At 55.8% G+C, this 14,373-nt stretch carries 13 protein-coding genes and 1 pseudogene; 4 read left to right on the top strand and 10 right to left on the bottom strand.

Going from position 1 to position 14,373, the window contains the following annotated elements; genetic code table 11:
- Positions 1-113: 113 nt before the first annotated feature.
- The 4 genes from BK662_RS13665 to BK662_RS13650 form a co-directional block, all read right to left on the bottom strand.
- Complete coding sequence (locus BK662_RS13665; RefSeq protein ID WP_123358496.1) at positions 114-1,103, bottom strand: isopenicillin N synthase family dioxygenase; 990 nt, start codon at positions 1,101-1,103, stop codon at positions 114-116.
- A 300-nt stretch (positions 1,104-1,403) separates the two neighbouring features.
- Positions 1,404-2,303, bottom strand: coding sequence for a glycine betaine ABC transporter substrate-binding protein (locus tag BK662_RS13660; RefSeq protein WP_123358495.1), 900 nt, complete (start codon positions 2,301-2,303; stop codon positions 1,404-1,406).
- A gap of 57 nt (positions 2,304-2,360) precedes the next feature.
- Positions 2,361-3,296: an electron transfer flavoprotein subunit alpha/FixB family protein gene (locus tag BK662_RS13655; RefSeq protein ID WP_123358494.1), complete on the bottom strand. Its 936-nt coding sequence runs from the start codon at positions 3,294-3,296 to the stop codon at positions 2,361-2,363.
- Entirely contained in the window at positions 3,296-4,045 is a 750-nt protein-coding gene (locus BK662_RS13650; protein WP_123358493.1) for an electron transfer flavoprotein subunit beta/FixA family protein, read from the bottom strand. Before BK662_RS13650 ends, BK662_RS13655 begins: the two co-directional genes overlap by 1 nt.
- Positions 4,046-4,238: 193 nt before the next feature.
- Here BK662_RS13650 and BK662_RS13645 point away from each other — a divergent pair, with 193 nt between their 5' ends.
- The 3 genes from BK662_RS13645 to BK662_RS13635 are packed head-to-tail and all read left to right on the top strand — an operon-like array spanning position 4,239 to position 7,904.
- Complete coding sequence (locus BK662_RS13645; RefSeq protein ID WP_123358492.1) at positions 4,239-6,275, top strand: NADH:flavin oxidoreductase; 2,037 nt, start codon at positions 4,239-4,241, stop codon at positions 6,273-6,275.
- A 60-nt stretch (positions 6,276-6,335) separates the two neighbouring features.
- Complete coding sequence (locus BK662_RS13640) at positions 6,336-7,460, top strand: S-(hydroxymethyl)glutathione dehydrogenase/class III alcohol dehydrogenase (RefSeq protein WP_123358491.1); 1,125 nt, start codon at positions 6,336-6,338, stop codon at positions 7,458-7,460.
- A 60-nt stretch (positions 7,461-7,520) separates the two neighbouring features.
- Entirely contained in the window at positions 7,521-7,904 is a 384-nt protein-coding gene (locus BK662_RS13635; protein ID WP_123358490.1) for a VOC family protein, read from the top strand.
- Between the two features lie 40 nt (positions 7,905-7,944).
- Here the strand turns inward: BK662_RS13635 and BK662_RS13630 are convergent, their stop codons facing one another.
- The 3 genes and pseudogenes from BK662_RS13630 to BK662_RS35295 all read right to left on the bottom strand — a co-directional run.
- Entirely contained in the window at positions 7,945-8,730 is a 786-nt protein-coding gene (locus BK662_RS13630) for a pyrroline-5-carboxylate reductase family protein (RefSeq protein ID WP_123358489.1), read from the bottom strand.
- A complete protein-coding gene (locus tag BK662_RS13625) occupies positions 8,720-9,427 on the bottom strand; it encodes a TetR/AcrR family transcriptional regulator (RefSeq protein ID WP_108217575.1) in 708 nt (235 codons plus the stop codon). Before BK662_RS13625 ends, BK662_RS13630 begins: the two co-directional genes overlap by 11 nt.
- Before the next feature lie 145 nt (positions 9,428-9,572).
- A pseudogene (locus BK662_RS35295) lies at positions 9,573-9,686 on the bottom strand (short-chain dehydrogenase); the annotation flags it as partial.
- Between the two features lie 235 nt (positions 9,687-9,921).
- Between BK662_RS35295 and fdhA the strand changes: the two are divergent.
- On the top strand, positions 9,922-11,121 hold the full coding sequence (gene fdhA / locus BK662_RS13615; RefSeq protein WP_019690396.1) for a formaldehyde dehydrogenase, glutathione-independent: 1,200 nt from the start codon (positions 9,922-9,924) through the stop codon (positions 11,119-11,121).
- A 101-nt stretch (positions 11,122-11,222) separates the two neighbouring features.
- On the opposite strand, the gene BK662_RS13610 is transcribed toward fdhA, so the two are convergent.
- From BK662_RS13610 to BK662_RS13600, 3 genes are all read right to left on the bottom strand, one after another.
- Positions 11,223-12,152 carry a DMT family transporter gene (locus tag BK662_RS13610; RefSeq protein WP_259695915.1) on the bottom strand — a complete coding sequence of 310 codons (930 nt, stop codon included), beginning with the start codon at positions 12,150-12,152 and terminating at the stop codon, positions 11,223-11,225.
- Positions 12,153-12,254: 102 nt separating this feature from the next.
- Positions 12,255-13,268, bottom strand: a complete 1,014-nt coding sequence (gene souR / locus BK662_RS13605; protein WP_185047126.1) for a transcriptional regulator SouR — start codon at positions 13,266-13,268, stop codon at positions 12,255-12,257.
- A gap of 104 nt (positions 13,269-13,372) precedes the next feature.
- Positions 13,373-14,371, bottom strand: a complete 999-nt coding sequence (locus BK662_RS13600; protein ID WP_123358487.1) for a 4-hydroxyproline epimerase — start codon at positions 14,369-14,371, stop codon at positions 13,373-13,375.
- Positions 14,372-14,373: the final 2 nt, after the last annotated feature.

Raw genomic sequence — 14,373 nt, 5'->3', positions numbered from 1 at the left:
CTTGAAAAAAACCACAAGACACGCCAAGGCGTTTCTTGTGGTTCCGGTGGAGCATTCGTTCGCAGGCTGGCGACTTTGACCTCCAATTAGCATCTGCGTAGCCAGAAGAACGATCATGCCTTCGAGATTTCTTTCAGGTGCGCATAGCTATCAACAAATCGCTTAAATTTGTGTTTGCCACACGTGTACGCTTCATACTTCGCAGGCAAAGTCTCACTCACGCAGGTTGACACAGGCTCAACAACTGCATCGAAATCCAAATCAATAAAGAACGGTATGGAATAACGTTCCAGGCCGCTAGTATTTATGACGCGATGCATTGTCGATGTGTAGCGATCATTGGTTAGGGTTTGAACTAAATCACCAATATTGACGATAAACGTGCCTTCAACCGGTGGTGCGGTAACCCACTCCCCTGCACGATTCATAACTTGCAAACCGCCAACTGCATCTTGGGACAGGACAGTCAAGAAACCGTAGTCCGTGTGAGCCCCAATACCAATCTCCTCTTGGGAAACCCTACCAATCTGGGGCGGGTAACGCAAAATTCGCTGAATAGTGATGGGCTTACGCTGAAGATTTTCAAAGTAATCTTGTGGCAAACCTAAACTCAGCGCAATCCCGCCGATGAGCATTCTCGCGAGCGCCAATACAGCGCAATGATAAGCGTCGGCAACCCTCTCGAATTGTGGCAGTGCGGAAGGCATTTGATTAGGGCCAAAAAATGGAGAAGCCTCATCGTAATGAGCTCCGTAATCAAAGCACTCTTTAAAGTCGCGGGTGTTAGCAGGGTCTACGTTTTCCGCATACATCGGTATATAGCCGCGTAGCGTCAGCCCGGAGTTTACGACATTAAGTTCGTTTTTCTCCTCATATGGAAGCTTGAAAAAATCCTTGCTCAGCGCGTACATGTCATCTATCAACTGCTGCTCAACACCATGATTTTTAATATAAAAAAAACCCACCTTTTCACAGGCATCACCTATTTGGCTTGCCACCTGCAGTGGATTATTACCGTTGATAAGTGGCGACACATCTATGATTGGAATTTCAGTAAAAGCTGTTTGCTTGCTAGCCAAACGAATATCAGATAACGCTGTCACGTAGACTCTCCTTTTAAAAATTACATTTAGGCAGCGGATTCAGAAAGACGGCGAAGCCCTCTTTAACCTCACTGAGCCATACTCTTTCGATTCAAAAGACGCTATAAAGCCGCAAGGTGATGTTGTTGGGATGTGCGATCCAACTTTGCTGAGACTGCCTTAAGCCTGGCACGAGTTCTCCCATCCAACTTTATACCTAGCGTTGTCACCGACATATTTCACCCATTCGATACAGCCGGCCCCTTCACTCACTGTCAAGGACACCAAAACTGCAAAATAGTTACAGGAAAGCGGCAGTCGTTACTGGCCCGCCGTTGCTGCAGCGGTTGTGCCGTAAAACATGGCTGCAAAGCGGGGCTTGTTGGCTGCGTAGTATTCTGCAACTGCCTGGTCTGCCGAGCTATCACGCGCAGTAGCCATCAATTTTTCAAGGTCAGCTTTAGGAATTTTGAAGTTGGCGAAGAATCGAGCAACATCGGGGTGCTCCGCGCTAAAGCCTTTGCGTGCAACCGCGTGGATTTGCTCAGCGCCACCGAAAATTTGCTTCGGATCATCCAGATAACGCAGTGACCACTTGGAGAACATCCAATGCGGGCTCCATGCGTTAATCAAAGACCACTTGTCACGCTTCAGATTACGGTCCAACTCGCTCAACATTCCGGATTCTGAAGAAGCGACCATCTTATAGCCATCGAGACGATATTCTTTGATGGCCTTTTCCGTAAGTTTGTACTGACCATTACCCACTTCGGAAGTCAGGATCTTGCCGCCGAGCTTTTCCCTTACCTCTGGTTTGTTAAGGTCTTCGACACTGGCGACTTCACTGGCAGGAATGGAAGTAGGCACCGCCATGCCAATCCGACCTTCATACAGCACACCCAAGTCTTCGAGCTTGTCGCGGTATTTGTCATAAAAGGACTTGTGAGTGCTCGGCAGCCAAACCATCGGAATCAGGTCGATATTACCGTTAGCCAGCGCCTGGAACTGAATACCGATATCGGCCAGCACCAATTTAACCGGTTGCTTCAGGTGGTCTCGCAGTGCCGTGTCTGCCAGCTTTACAGCGATTTCCGTATCCGACCAATTCACCCAACCGATACGGATAGGCGCGGGTTCCTCGGCTTGGGCAATCAGGCTGCAGGATGCCATAACCAAGCCTGCAAGCCAGCCGATACAAGTTTTACTGGATAACGTAATCATGTGCATCTCCGCGTACTGTATTTCTCACATCGTTCTGTAATGGAATGATCAGCTCACTCACAATGCTTTTTCGAGCGCCGGCAATGCCTCAAACAAGTCCGCAACCAGCATGTAATCTGCAACTTGTGCGATCGGCGCCTCAGCGTCCTGGTTGATCGCGACGATGACCTTTGAGCCACTCATACCCGCCAGGTGTTGAATGGCGCCGCTGATGCCGGCGGCGATATACAGATCCGGCGCTACGATCTTGCCCGTCTGCCCGACCTGCAGATCGTTGGGGGCAAAACCGGAATCCACTGCGGCGCGCGATGCACCTACGGCACCACCGAGCTTGTCTGCGACACGCTCGATCAACGCAAAATTTTCTTTGCTCTGCATTCCCCGACCGCCGGAAACGACGACGCGAGCGCTCGACAGGTCTGGCCTTTCGCGAACGGTTAACTGGTCGCTTACAAAGCGAACATTGCTTGCGCTCTGCCCTCCATTAACCGCCACGACATCGCAGCGATTCTGATGTGAGGAGGCTTGGGCAAAAGCCGAGGCACGGAGGGTGAGCAACTTAACCGGATCAAGTGACTGTACGGTGGCGATCGCATTTCCGGCATAAACAGGTCGTTGGAAAGTGTCTGCCGACTCAACCTTTGTGACATCCGAAAGCATGCCAACATCCAGGCTGGCCGCTACCCGCGGCAGCACATTACGGCCCATGCTGCTCGCATCGGCGAGTACGTGGGTATAACCGTTAGCTACCAGTGACGTGATCAGTGGTTGGATATGTTCAGCCAATGTCTTTTCGAACATCGCATCCTGAGCGAGCAGTATCCGCTGCAGTCCCTTGATAAGCGCAGCTTGTTCCGCAACGGCTGGCGCCTCTGGCCCGCCGATCACTAGCAGATCCGCTTCAGCACCCAGCTCCATGGCGGCGGTAATGGCACTCAAGGTACCGGCCGTAAGTTGACCGGCCGAATGCTCGGCGATAACCAACGTGCGCATCAAATCACCCCCGAAACGTTTCTCAGTTTTTCCACCAGTTCAGATACCGAACCGACTTTGATACCTGCTTTGCGCACCGGAGGTGGTGCCACCCCTAACAATCGAGCGTGCGCCTTCACGCTCGCGCCCAAGGTGTCAGCGGCAATGACTTCAAGCGGTTTTTTCTTGGCTTTCATGATGTTCGGCAACGAGGCATAACGTGGTTCATTCAGGCGCAGATCGCAGGTGACAACCGCTGGCGCTGAAAGAGCCACAGTCTGACTACCGCCATCGACCTCGCGTTCGACGACCCATTGCTCATCGACATAGTTGATGGCTGACGCGTAGGTGGCCTGACCACTGCCTATCAACTGCGCAACCATTTGCCCAACCTGGTTGTTCTCCTGATCGATCGCCTGTTTGCCAAAAAGGATCAGTTGCGGCTTCTCGTTATCGATCACTTTGCTCAGGTATTTGGCCACATTGAGCGGCTCGAGTAGCGCGCCTGTTTCGACCAGGACTGCCCGATCCGCGCCGAGTGCCAACGCCGTGCGCAATTGCTCCTGCGCAGCAGAGGTGCCTACGGAGACCACCAACACCTCTGTAGCCAAGCCCTTCTCCTTAAGGCGAATCGCCTCTTCCACTGCGATCTCGCAGAAAGGGTTCAAGGCCATCTTTACGCCATTGAGCTCAACGTCTGAACCATCAGCTTTCACCCGAACTTTTACATTCGGGTCGATGGCGCGCTTTACCGCAACGAGCACTTTCATAGTCCCCTCGCATTCATGGATCGGTGCCTGGGATGACCGGCCCGATCACCCCTGTTTCGAATGGATGTTAATCCTGGCTTTTCCACCGCGCAAGAAAAATGTACACCTGTGTCTCAATCATTGACACACATGAACATTCGACATACCGTCATGTCAAACCAAGCCAGATGTTCTGTTCCCGGAGCGCAACACCATGTCCAGCGATCCCCTGCTGCAGCCCTATAAGATCAAGCACCTGACCCTCAAAAACCGGATCATGACCACCTCCCATGAGCCCGCGTATCCTGTCGACGGCATGCCGAAGGATCTGTACCGGGCTTATCACGTTGAACGCGCGAAGGCCGGCGTGGCGCTGACCATGACCGCAGGCTCCGCCGCTGTTTCCCGCGACAGCCCGCCGGTGTTCAACAACGTGCTGGCGTATAAGGATGAGGTGGTCAAATGGATGAAGGATTTGACCGACGAATGCCACGAACACGGCGCGGCGGTGATGATTCAGTTGACCCACCTTGGAAGGCGCACGCGCTGGGACAAGGCTGACTGGCTCCCGGTCGTATCGCCTTCTCATCGCCGTGAAGCGTCCCACCGGGCCTTTCCGAAAAAGATGGAAGACTGGGACATCGATCGAATCATCAAGGACTACGTGGATGCCGCCGAACGCATGAAGGCGGCGGGCCTCGATGGTCTGGAGTTGCAGGCTTACGGTCACCTCATGGATCAGTTCTGGTCGCCATTGACCAACGACCTCGACGGCCCGTACGGCGGCTCGCTGGAAAACCGACTGCGCTTCACCTTTGACGTCCTGCGCGGTATCCGCCAACGCTGCGGCGAAGACTTCCTGCTCGGGGTCCGCTACACCGGGGATGAAGACCTGCCCGGTGGCTTCGGTGCGAAGGACGGCATGCAGATTTCTCACATGCTCAAGGACAGCGGCCTGGTCGACTTCCTCAACGTCGTTCGCGGGCACATTGATACCGATGCCGGCCTGACCGATGTGATTCCGATCCAGGGCATGCGCAACTCTCCGCACCTGGATTTTGCCGGCGAGATCCGCTCGGCCACCGGCTTCCCTACTTTCCATGCAGCCAAGATCCCGGATGTCGCCACGGCTCGACACGCCATTGCCTCCGGCAAGGTAGACATGATCGGCATGACCCGAGCGCACATGACCGATCCGCACATCGTGCGCAAGATCATCGAAAAGCGCGAAGAAGAAATTCGCCCCTGCGTAGGGGCCAACTATTGCCTGGACCGTATTTATCAGGGCGGTGCCGCGTATTGCATCCACAACGCCGCAACCGGGCGTGAAACCACCATGCCCCACGAAATTCCCAAGGCGCCGACCAAGCGCAAGGTGGTGGTGATCGGTACTGGCCCCGCGGGTCTGGAGGCAGCGCGGGTCGCCGGTGAACGTGGCCACGACGTCACGGTGTTCGAAGTCGCCGACCAGCCCGGCGGGCAGATTCGATTGACTGCTCTCAGCGAACGCCGCCGCGAGATGATCGGCATCATCGACTGGCGCATGGTGCAATGCGAACGCCTGGGCGTGAAGTTCCACTTCAATACCTGGGCCGAGGCCGAGACGGTGCTGGCTGAAGAGCCGGATGTGGTGATTGTTGCCACGGGCGGCTTGCCGCATACCGAGGTGCTCAAACACGGCAATGAATTGGTGGTGTCCACCTGGGACATCATTTCCGGCGACGTCAAGCCCGGCAAGAACGTGCTGATCTTCGACGACGCGGGCGACCACGCGGCGCTACAGGCCGCGGAGGTCATTGCCAACAGCGGTGCAAAACTGGAGATCGTCACACCCGACCGGTCGTTCTCGCCGGAAGTGATGGCGATGAACCTGGTGCCTTACATGCGCAGCCTGCAGGACCTGGACGTTACCTTTACGGTCACGTATCGGGTCGACTCCGTAGAGAAGCGCGACGGGCAATTGGTTGCCAACTTCGGTAGCGATTATGGCCAGGTGCATAAACAGCGGGTGGTCGATCAGGTGGTGATCAACCACGGCACCCTTCCCCTGGACGATTTGTACTTCGATCTGCGACCCCATTCGAGCAATGACGGCGCAGTCGAGCAGCACAATCTGATCGCCGGCAAAACCCAGAACATCGTGACCAACCCTAAAGGCCATTTCCAGCTATTCCGGATCGGCGATGCGGTTTCGGCGCGCAATACCCACGCCGCCATCTACGATGCGCTGCGGCTGTTGAAAGACATTTGAAGTCATGCCCCTGATCTCAAACATCAGGGGCAATTTTCATACTTTGCACGAGGCCCTCCCATGTCAGCACAGACCTTGAAATCCAGGGCTGCTGTCGCGTTCGCTCCCAATGAACCGCTGCAGTTGGTCACCATTGACGTTGCGCCTCCCAAGGCTGGCGAAGTACGGGTTCGCATCGTCGCCACTGGCGTCTGCCACACCGACGCCTTCACCCTTTCGGGAAGCGATCCCGAAGGTATTTTCCCCACCGTGCTGGGGCACGAAGGCGGTGGTGTTGTCGAAGCAATCGGCGAAGGCGTGACTTCGCTGCAAGTCGGCGACCATGTGATTCCGCTCTATACCGCGGAATGTCGGCAGTGCAAATTCTGCCTCTCTGGGAAGACCAACCTCTGCCAGGCCATCAGGGCGACCCAGGGCAAAGGCCTGATGCCCGACGGCACCTCTCGTTTTTCCTACGAAGGCAAGCCACTGTTCCACTACATGGGTTGCTCGACTTTTTCCGAATACACCGTGCTGCCTGAAATTTCCCTGGCGAAGATTCCAAAGGAGGCTCCGCTGGATCAGGTTTGCCTGCTCGGCTGCGGGGTGACTACGGGCATTGGCGCCGTACTCAACACCGCCAAGGTGGGGGCTGGCGCTAGCGTCGCGATTTTTGGGCTGGGGGGTATCGGTCTCGCAGCGATCATCGGCGCAAAAATGGCCAACGCCGGTCGCATCATCGCCATCGATATCAATCCAGCCAAGCGCGATGTTGCCTTGTCATTGGGCGCGACGGACTTCATCAACCCCAAGGACTTTGACAAGCCTATCCAGGACGTCATCGTCGAACTTACCGACGGCGGCGTCGATTACTCGTTCGAGTGCGTCGGCAATGTGCAGTTGATGCGAGCGGCACTGGAGTGCTGTCACAAGGGTTGGGGCGAGTCGATCATCATCGGTGTTGCCGGCGCAGGCCAGGAAATCAGCACTCGCCCCTTCCAGCTCGTCACTGGTCGCGTATGGCGTGGCAGCGCCTTCGGCGGCGTCAAGGGCCGCACGGAGCTTCCCAGTTATGTGGAGAAGGCCGGCCGCGGGGAAATCCCACTGGAAACCTTCATCACCCACAACATGCCCCTGGAAGAGATCAACGAGGCATTTGAGTTGATGCACACCGGGCAAAGCATTCGCACCGTCATTCATTTCTGATATCCGACGGGTCTCCGATCCGTCGACAGTCCAATCACCACCAACAGAAAGGAAACAAAGATGTCTGTTTTTACTCATGTAACCGTCGGCACCAAAGATCTGCAAAAAGCACGCGCATTCTATGATGTTGTTTTGAAGGAGATTGGCCTGAACCGCGTTGCCGATCTCGACGAGGCCGGATCTATCTGGGGCATCGATAAGCCTTCGTTCTTCGTACTCAAGCCGGCTAACGGAAATCCGGCCACCGTCGGCAACGGTGTCACCGTCAGCTTCGAAGCACCAAACCGCGCTGCAGTCCATGCCTTCCATATAGCTGCATTGGCAAACGGTGGCGTTTGCGAAGGCCTGCCAGGCTCACGTGGCTGGGCTGAAAATGCCTACGCTGCTTACGCCCGGGATCTGGACGGTAACAAGCTGGCCGTTTACTGCTTCAAGGCAGAGTAAACCACACTTACCGGAGCCTCTATGAAGGGGCTTCGGTTTATCAGGCTTTAAGCCCTCTGCGGGCAACGGCAGCACCGGCTTGCAACGCCCTGCCAATTTGTTCTTCGAAATGACCTTGCGTCATCGTTTGCAAAGCCGCAGCCGTCACTCCGCGGTAGGCAACCAAGGCATCGATCATCTGTTGAGCATCGTGGTTGGCCAACAGCTGGCTGCTGTTTACAACGACATTTTTAGCGGCGAGCTGTGCAATATCAGTGGGTATGCCGGCAACCATCGCCTGATTGGCCAGCGCCGTCATCAATAACGCAGGAAAGGCCGGGCCGGTACCCGAGAGTGCCGAGAGGTAATCGATGAAATCCTCTTGCTGAACCTCAGCAGCGGTACCCACACATTCGAAAAGATGCTGCACGAGATCCTTCGTCGCGGCCTCTACCTCTGCGAAGCAATACCAAGGTGTAAAAGACTGCCCGATTTCTACCGCCGCGTTGGGCATCGCCCGCACGACCGCCGAAGCCGAGGTCTGCGCAGCAATCGCCTGCGCTGTAATCCCGGCCATCAGTGAAATGACTGTTTTGCCCGTCGCGTTGATGTTCAGGCTGGCGAAATGCTCGGGTCGAACCGCGATGATCACTACCTCGCTGCGATCCACCAGGTCCTGGTTATCAGCCACCAGGCAAGCGCCTTGCTGTGCCAATGGATGGCTGCCCGAGCGGTTGGAAATGATCAGATTGCCCGTCGGTACCAATGCCTTTGCCAGCACTGCCTTGGCGATCGCTGCGCCCAACCACCCCGTTCCTCCAATAATGCCCAGCGTCTCATTGAGCATCTGCAGATGTCTCCTCGAAGGTATCGGTCAAGGGCACGAAAACACCAGGCTCTTTTTCGGCGTAGCCGAATTTCCCGTAAAAACGATCCAGCTCGCGCTGTTTGGGTACTTTCCCGGTGAAGATGCTCACGTAATGAGGAATGCGTTGGAAGCGCACAGTGATCAACTCAGTCGTGTTCATGGTGATATAGCCGATCTGGGTCAAATAAATCGTTCTAGCTCGCGCATCAGCGCCCTGGCTGTCATAGCCGAAGCGCTTGAACATGCTCGCCAGGGCATTCATGCGCTGCTCGTCTACGGTAGCGACCTCTTGAGCAACTTCAGCTGACTGAAGCGCCCAGCTGCGCACTGCGAACTCGAATTGCGAGTCGAACAGTTGCGGGTTGAGCCAGCACTCGAACACATTCAGGATCGCCTCGGAGATACTTTCCGCATAGCTTTCACTTTGCCTGATCAAGCCCCCCGTATTGGTCTCCCGCCAGCGTGAAAGCAAGGCGGCGAGCAACTGTTCACGATCCTCAAAAAACCAGTAGAAGCTGGTTCGTGACAAGCCCAGGCGCTTGGCCAGCGGCATGACCCGAACGGCATCGATGCCCGACTCCTTCAAGGCTTCGTAGGCAGCTTCGAGCCAACCCTCCGGGGAGCCGCGCCAACCTGCATCCTGGGCCTTACCACGTGCCTTCCCTAACTGGGACATCGCGCTTACCTTCTACAAAAATGCGTAACGCGAATGTACTCTGATGCCACATCAAATGTACACCTAAGTACATTTTATTGACTTCGCAGCCTGAGCATGCCTGCTTCTCCACACATTTCAAAGGAATGCACTAGCCGCATTGAGATCGCGCGACCTCAAGGGCCAGGCTCATGCTCATACCTACCATCCCAGCTTTGGCCGCAGCATAAGCAGCCTCTCCTGGATTACCTGCCCGAGTGCCAGTCGTGGACGATAGGTGATTGTTCGGAGCATGGCTGGAACCAGGTGGTAATTGGGTGCTAAATGCCCTCGCAGGGTGCTGATACCAAGCGTAGGATCGTACGATGACTGCTAATCACGCGTCGTTGGAAGGTGACTTCCAACCAATCTGCATTCACGCGCAAACGCAAGACATTACCGCCGCACTGTAAGGCCGCGCGACCCTTCGCAGTACAAGGGCCGTGTTCTCACAACAACAAAAGCGAGGTGAAAGCATGTCTGGTAATCGTGGTGTCGTGTATCTCGGCGCAGGCAAGGTCGAGGTGCAGACCATCCCCTATCCGAAAATGGAAGACCCGCGCGGCAAGCGCATTGACCATGGCGTGATCCTGCGCGTGGTTTCGACCAATATCTGCGGCTCCGACCAGCATATGGTGCGTGGTCGGACCACGGCCCAGGTCGGGCTGGTGCTTGGCCATGAGATTACTGGTGAGGTGATCGAAAAGGGCCGTGACGTGGAAAACGTGCAGATCGGTGACCTGGTCTCGGTGCCGTTCAACGTCGCCTGCGGCCGTTGTCGCAGTTGCAAGGAACAGCACACCGGCGTCTGCCTGACGGTCAACCCGGCGCGCCCCGGCGGTGCCTATGGCTATGTGGACATGGGCGACTGGGTTGGCGGCCAGGCCGAATACGTGCTGGTGCCGTATGCCGACTTCAACCTGCTGAAGCTGCCCGACCGCGACAAAGCGATGGAGAAAATCCGAGACCTGACCTGCCTTTCCGATATCCTGCCGACCGGCTACCACGGCGCGGTGACCGCCGGTGTCGGCCCTGGCAGCACGGTGTATATCGCCGGTGCCGGTCCAGTCGGACTGGCTGCTGCCGCCTCCGCCCGTCTGCTTGGTGCGGCGGTGGTGATAGTCGGCGACGTCAATCCGCTGCGTCTGGCGCATGCCAAGGCCCAGGGCTTCGAGATCGCCGACCTGACCCAGGACACTCCGCTGCACGAGCAAATCGCCAACCTGCTCGGTGAGCCAGAAGTCGATTGTGCGGTCGATGCGGTCGGCTTCGAAGCCCGTGGCCACGGCCATGACGGCGCGCAGCACGAGGCCCCGGCCGATGTGCTCAACGCGTTGATGGGGGTGGTGCGGGTCGCCGGCAATATCGGTATCCCCGGTCTGTATGTCACCGAAGACCCGGGTGCGGTCAACAAAGCCGCCAAGCATGGCAGCCTGAACATCCGTTTTGGCCTCGGCTGGGCCAAGTCCCACAGCTTCCACACCGGCCAAACCCCGACGATGAAGTACAACCGTCAGCTGATGCAGGCGATCATGTGGGACCGGATCAACATTGCCGAGGTCGTCGGCGTGCAGGTGATCAGCCTGGACGACGCGCCGCGCGGTTACCACGAGTTCGATGCCGGGGTGCCAAAGAAATTCGTCATGGATCCGCACAAGCTGTTTAGCGCCGCCTAAGGAGCAGGTTGGGAAAAGGGCAGCTTTGAGCTGCCCTTTTTTATGGCCGTGCTCATCCAGGAAACCAACCACACATTGATTACTTCATACATTCAGGCACGTCACACCTTTGCTTTAATCGCATACAGCCCCCCGATAATCACCAACGCTGCGCCGACAACCACCCAGATATCAGGGCGCTCGGCAAAAACGATCACACCAATCAAAGTGGCGAACACCAGAAGCGCATAGTTGAAAGGCTGCAGGGTAGACGCGGTCGCGTACTTCAGTGCTTGAATGAGGAGAATCTGAGCGACTACTCCCGTCAATGACAGGATCCCCATCAAGAAGCCCTGGACTGGAGTCGGAGAAACCCATGCGGGCAGCCCCACAAATGTGATCGTCAGGGCACCCACACTTGCCATAAAAAGCATGTTCGTCGCAAAGGAATCGTGCTGGCTAATCCGACGCGTCAGTACATTGAAGAATGCGAACCCTAAAGCAGACAGCAAGGGAATCACGGCTGCCAGTTCAAAGACGCCCGCGCCTGGTCGGAGGATGATCAGCGTGCCGGTGAACCCTATGGCAGCAGCGATCCAACGTCGTAGCCCGACAAACTCTCCTAGCAGGCCCCCCGCCAATGCCAAAGTCATCAGAGGGAATACCGCATAGAGAGCGTGCATTTCAGCCAAACCTAAATATCGTAACCCGACTGCAAACAGTACTATCTCACCAACGGCTAACAGTGCTCGAATGATTTGGAGCCAAGGGTGTTTACTGCATAAAGACTCCTTGACCCTACCTTGGTAGGCGGCATATCCGAAGGCAAAAACGACAAACACCCAATATCGCACCATGACCAGTTGGGCAACCGGGAAGTCTTTGACAAGCACCTTGGTTATTCCGTCCTGGCTCGCAAAGATAAGCATTGAAAGCAGGCATAGGAAAATCCCGAGTTGAGGCCTTGCGACCCCAGGACTAGCGGCAACGGTGGGCGTCGTTAAGTACGCCATGTTTTTTGTTTGATCGCTCTTCAATCGCACCTCGGTCATGCCCCTCCTCCTTAAAATTTCAGCAACTCCGGTTTGGAGCGTTACAGCAGCCCGCAGTCGCGGTTAAAGACCACCAGTCACTGAGGATTGATCACGCGATCTTTACTTCACCAGCCGCGTTTCTCTCGATGGCCGGTAACCAAAATACGAGCTGTAGCATTTGCTGAAATGACTCGGTGAAACAAAGCCGCATGCGACCAGCACATCAACCTGAGACAGCTCTGTGTGCTGAAGCAATCGCCGTGCTTCGGTAATGCGTAATTCCAGGTAATACCGTTGCGGTGTGGTACCCAGTTGTTCTTTGAACAAGCGCTCTATTTGTCGACGGGAACGTCCGGCATAGACCGCCAGTTGGTCCATTTGCAACGGTTCTTCCAGGTTGGCGTCCATCAGTTTGACCACCTCTTTGAGGGGGGCGCTCAACGAGATGTTCTGTGTCGGTTTGATACGCCGATACCGCGACTCTTCGAAAGACAGAATGTCTTCGATGCCCTCGACAAGCGCCTTGCCATGCAGCCCTTTGATCCACTCCAGAGCCATGTGAAAAGCACCCGCCGGACTCGATGCCGTGAGCCTGTCTCGATCCATGACAAATGCTTCACTGGTGACATGCGTGACTTTTGAAATTTCTGCGAGCGCGGGTCGGTGCTCGGGATGAATCGCACACCGATACCCTTCAAGCAAACCTGAGACGCCCAAAAACCACGCCCCATTCCACAGCCCGGCCAGTGTGATGCCCAGTTCCGATGCCGTTTTGAGAATGCTGATCAGCTCGTGATTGACTTTGAGTTCGGTGCGATAGCCGCCGCAGATGACCAGCAAATTAAGGTCTTTGAGTGCTGCGACGTCCAAACGCGCATCCGGTCGAATGACCAGGCCAAGGTCGCTGGTGACCTCTCCGTCCTGCACCCCGAAGGTTCGTGAAGAGAACAACGTAGGCCGCAAAAGGTTGGCAGTGACAATCGTATCGAGCGCTTGCGTAAATGCAGGCAACGAGAAGTGTTCGAGCAGTAAAAATCCTGCCCGAGCATGAGCCGTCGGCTCGCTTCGAGTCTCTTCCAGATAGCGCAGGTTTTTACCTTTCATACACCCGCTGAAATCTCGTCGTTCGATCACTTTACGCCTCGCTTTTTTTACACTAACAAATGCAGCCTTTGTGCAAACCACGGTTGAATCTGCGCATCCAAAGAATCAACCGCTGGCGCCGTGACCAAACTGTTTTATGCGAGCTGGAACCCGTGAGCCAGAGGGTCTTTGTCATCGACGAAAATGGTGTTGTGCCCTATCACCTCAGCCCAGCCGCTGACACTTGGCTTCATGCCGTCGAAGGTTCCGACTTTTACCGACGCCTCAACCTTTCCTTCGTAGATCGTACCGATCAGACTTTCAAGTCGGTAAATGTCGCCTACGTTCAACCGTCCCCTTCCATACAGTTGAGCCATGCGGGCAGAGGTACCGGTACCACCGGGAGAACGATCAATAGCTTTATCACCGTAGAACACTGCACAGCGGCCGTGCACGGTTCTGCTGTGTGGTTTGTCACACCAGATAATGTGGTGAACGCCACTGATTCTGCTGTTCTCTGGATGCACAGGGTCACAAATGTCCGAGAGCGCTGCGCGCAGCTTCTGGCTCAACCCCACGATGTCGGCCGTCGTCTGCCCTTCTAGTCCAGTCCAACATTCCTGTGGTTCGACCACCGCGTAGAAATTCCCGCCGTAGGCGATGTCCACCGTAAATGTTCCAACACCAGGTACTTCCACCACCACATCGGCGCTGTGCAGGTAGCTGGCTACGTTGAACAAGCGAATGGACTCGACAAATTCGCCGCCCAGGGTGTATTCGACATCGACACGTCCTGCCGGTGTTTCAATCGCCAGTTTTCCCGGCTCACGAGGTGTCACCAAGCCCTCTTCAATGACCACGGTCGATAACCCGATCGTGCCCGCTCCACACATCGGCAGGCAGCCGCTGACTTCGATAAACAAAGCACCGAAGTCGCAGTCGTCACGTACCGATGGATAAATAATGACGCCAGACATGATGTCGTGTCCCCGAGGCTCGAACATCAATGCGGTGCGTACCCAGTCGTGGTCACGTACGAAAATATCGCGACGTTCCGCCATCGATACGGAGGGCAACAGCGGTGCTCCGCCCGCTACAACCCGAACCGGGTTGCCGCACGCGTGCGAATCAATGCAAAAGAAGCTGCGTCTCATAC

Source organism: Pseudomonas frederiksbergensis (assembly GCF_003732275.1).
In the GTDB taxonomy this organism is placed as follows: Bacteria; Pseudomonadota; Gammaproteobacteria; order Pseudomonadales; family Pseudomonadaceae; genus Aquipseudomonas; species Aquipseudomonas frederiksbergensis_H.
This window is presented reverse-complemented; position numbering and strand designations above follow the sequence as displayed.

Bases quoted from the DNA above. Each gene is read 5' to 3' on its own strand.
- fdhA (WP_019690396.1), top strand. From the start codon at position 9,922: ATGTCTGGTAATCGTGGTGTCGTGTATCTCGGCGCAGGCAAGGTCGAG.
- BK662_RS13640 (WP_123358491.1), top strand. From the start codon at position 6,336: ATGTCAGCACAGACCTTGAAATCCAGGGCTGCTGTCGCGTTCGCTCCC.
- BK662_RS13645 (WP_123358492.1), top strand. From the start codon at position 4,239: ATGTCCAGCGATCCCCTGCTGCAGCCCTATAAGATCAAGCACCTGACC.
- BK662_RS13625 (WP_108217575.1), bottom strand. From the start codon at position 9,427: ATGTCCCAGTTAGGGAAGGCACGTGGTAAGGCCCAGGATGCAGGTTGG.
- BK662_RS13635 (WP_123358490.1), top strand. From the start codon at position 7,521: ATGTCTGTTTTTACTCATGTAACCGTCGGCACCAAAGATCTGCAAAAA.
- BK662_RS13630 (WP_123358489.1), bottom strand. From the start codon at position 8,730: ATGCTCAATGAGACGCTGGGCATTATTGGAGGAACGGGGTGGTTGGGC.
- BK662_RS13655 (WP_123358494.1), bottom strand. From the start codon at position 3,296: ATGCGCACGTTGGTTATCGCCGAGCATTCGGCCGGTCAACTTACGGCC.
- BK662_RS13600 (WP_123358487.1), bottom strand. From the start codon at position 14,371: ATGAGACGCAGCTTCTTTTGCATTGATTCGCACGCGTGCGGCAACCCG.
- BK662_RS13610 (WP_259695915.1), bottom strand. From the start codon at position 12,152: ATGACCGAGGTGCGATTGAAGAGCGATCAAACAAAAAACATGGCGTAC.
- BK662_RS13650 (WP_123358493.1), bottom strand. From the start codon at position 4,045: ATGAAAGTGCTCGTTGCGGTAAAGCGCGCCATCGACCCGAATGTAAAA.
- BK662_RS13660 (WP_123358495.1), bottom strand. From the start codon at position 2,303: ATGATTACGTTATCCAGTAAAACTTGTATCGGCTGGCTTGCAGGCTTG.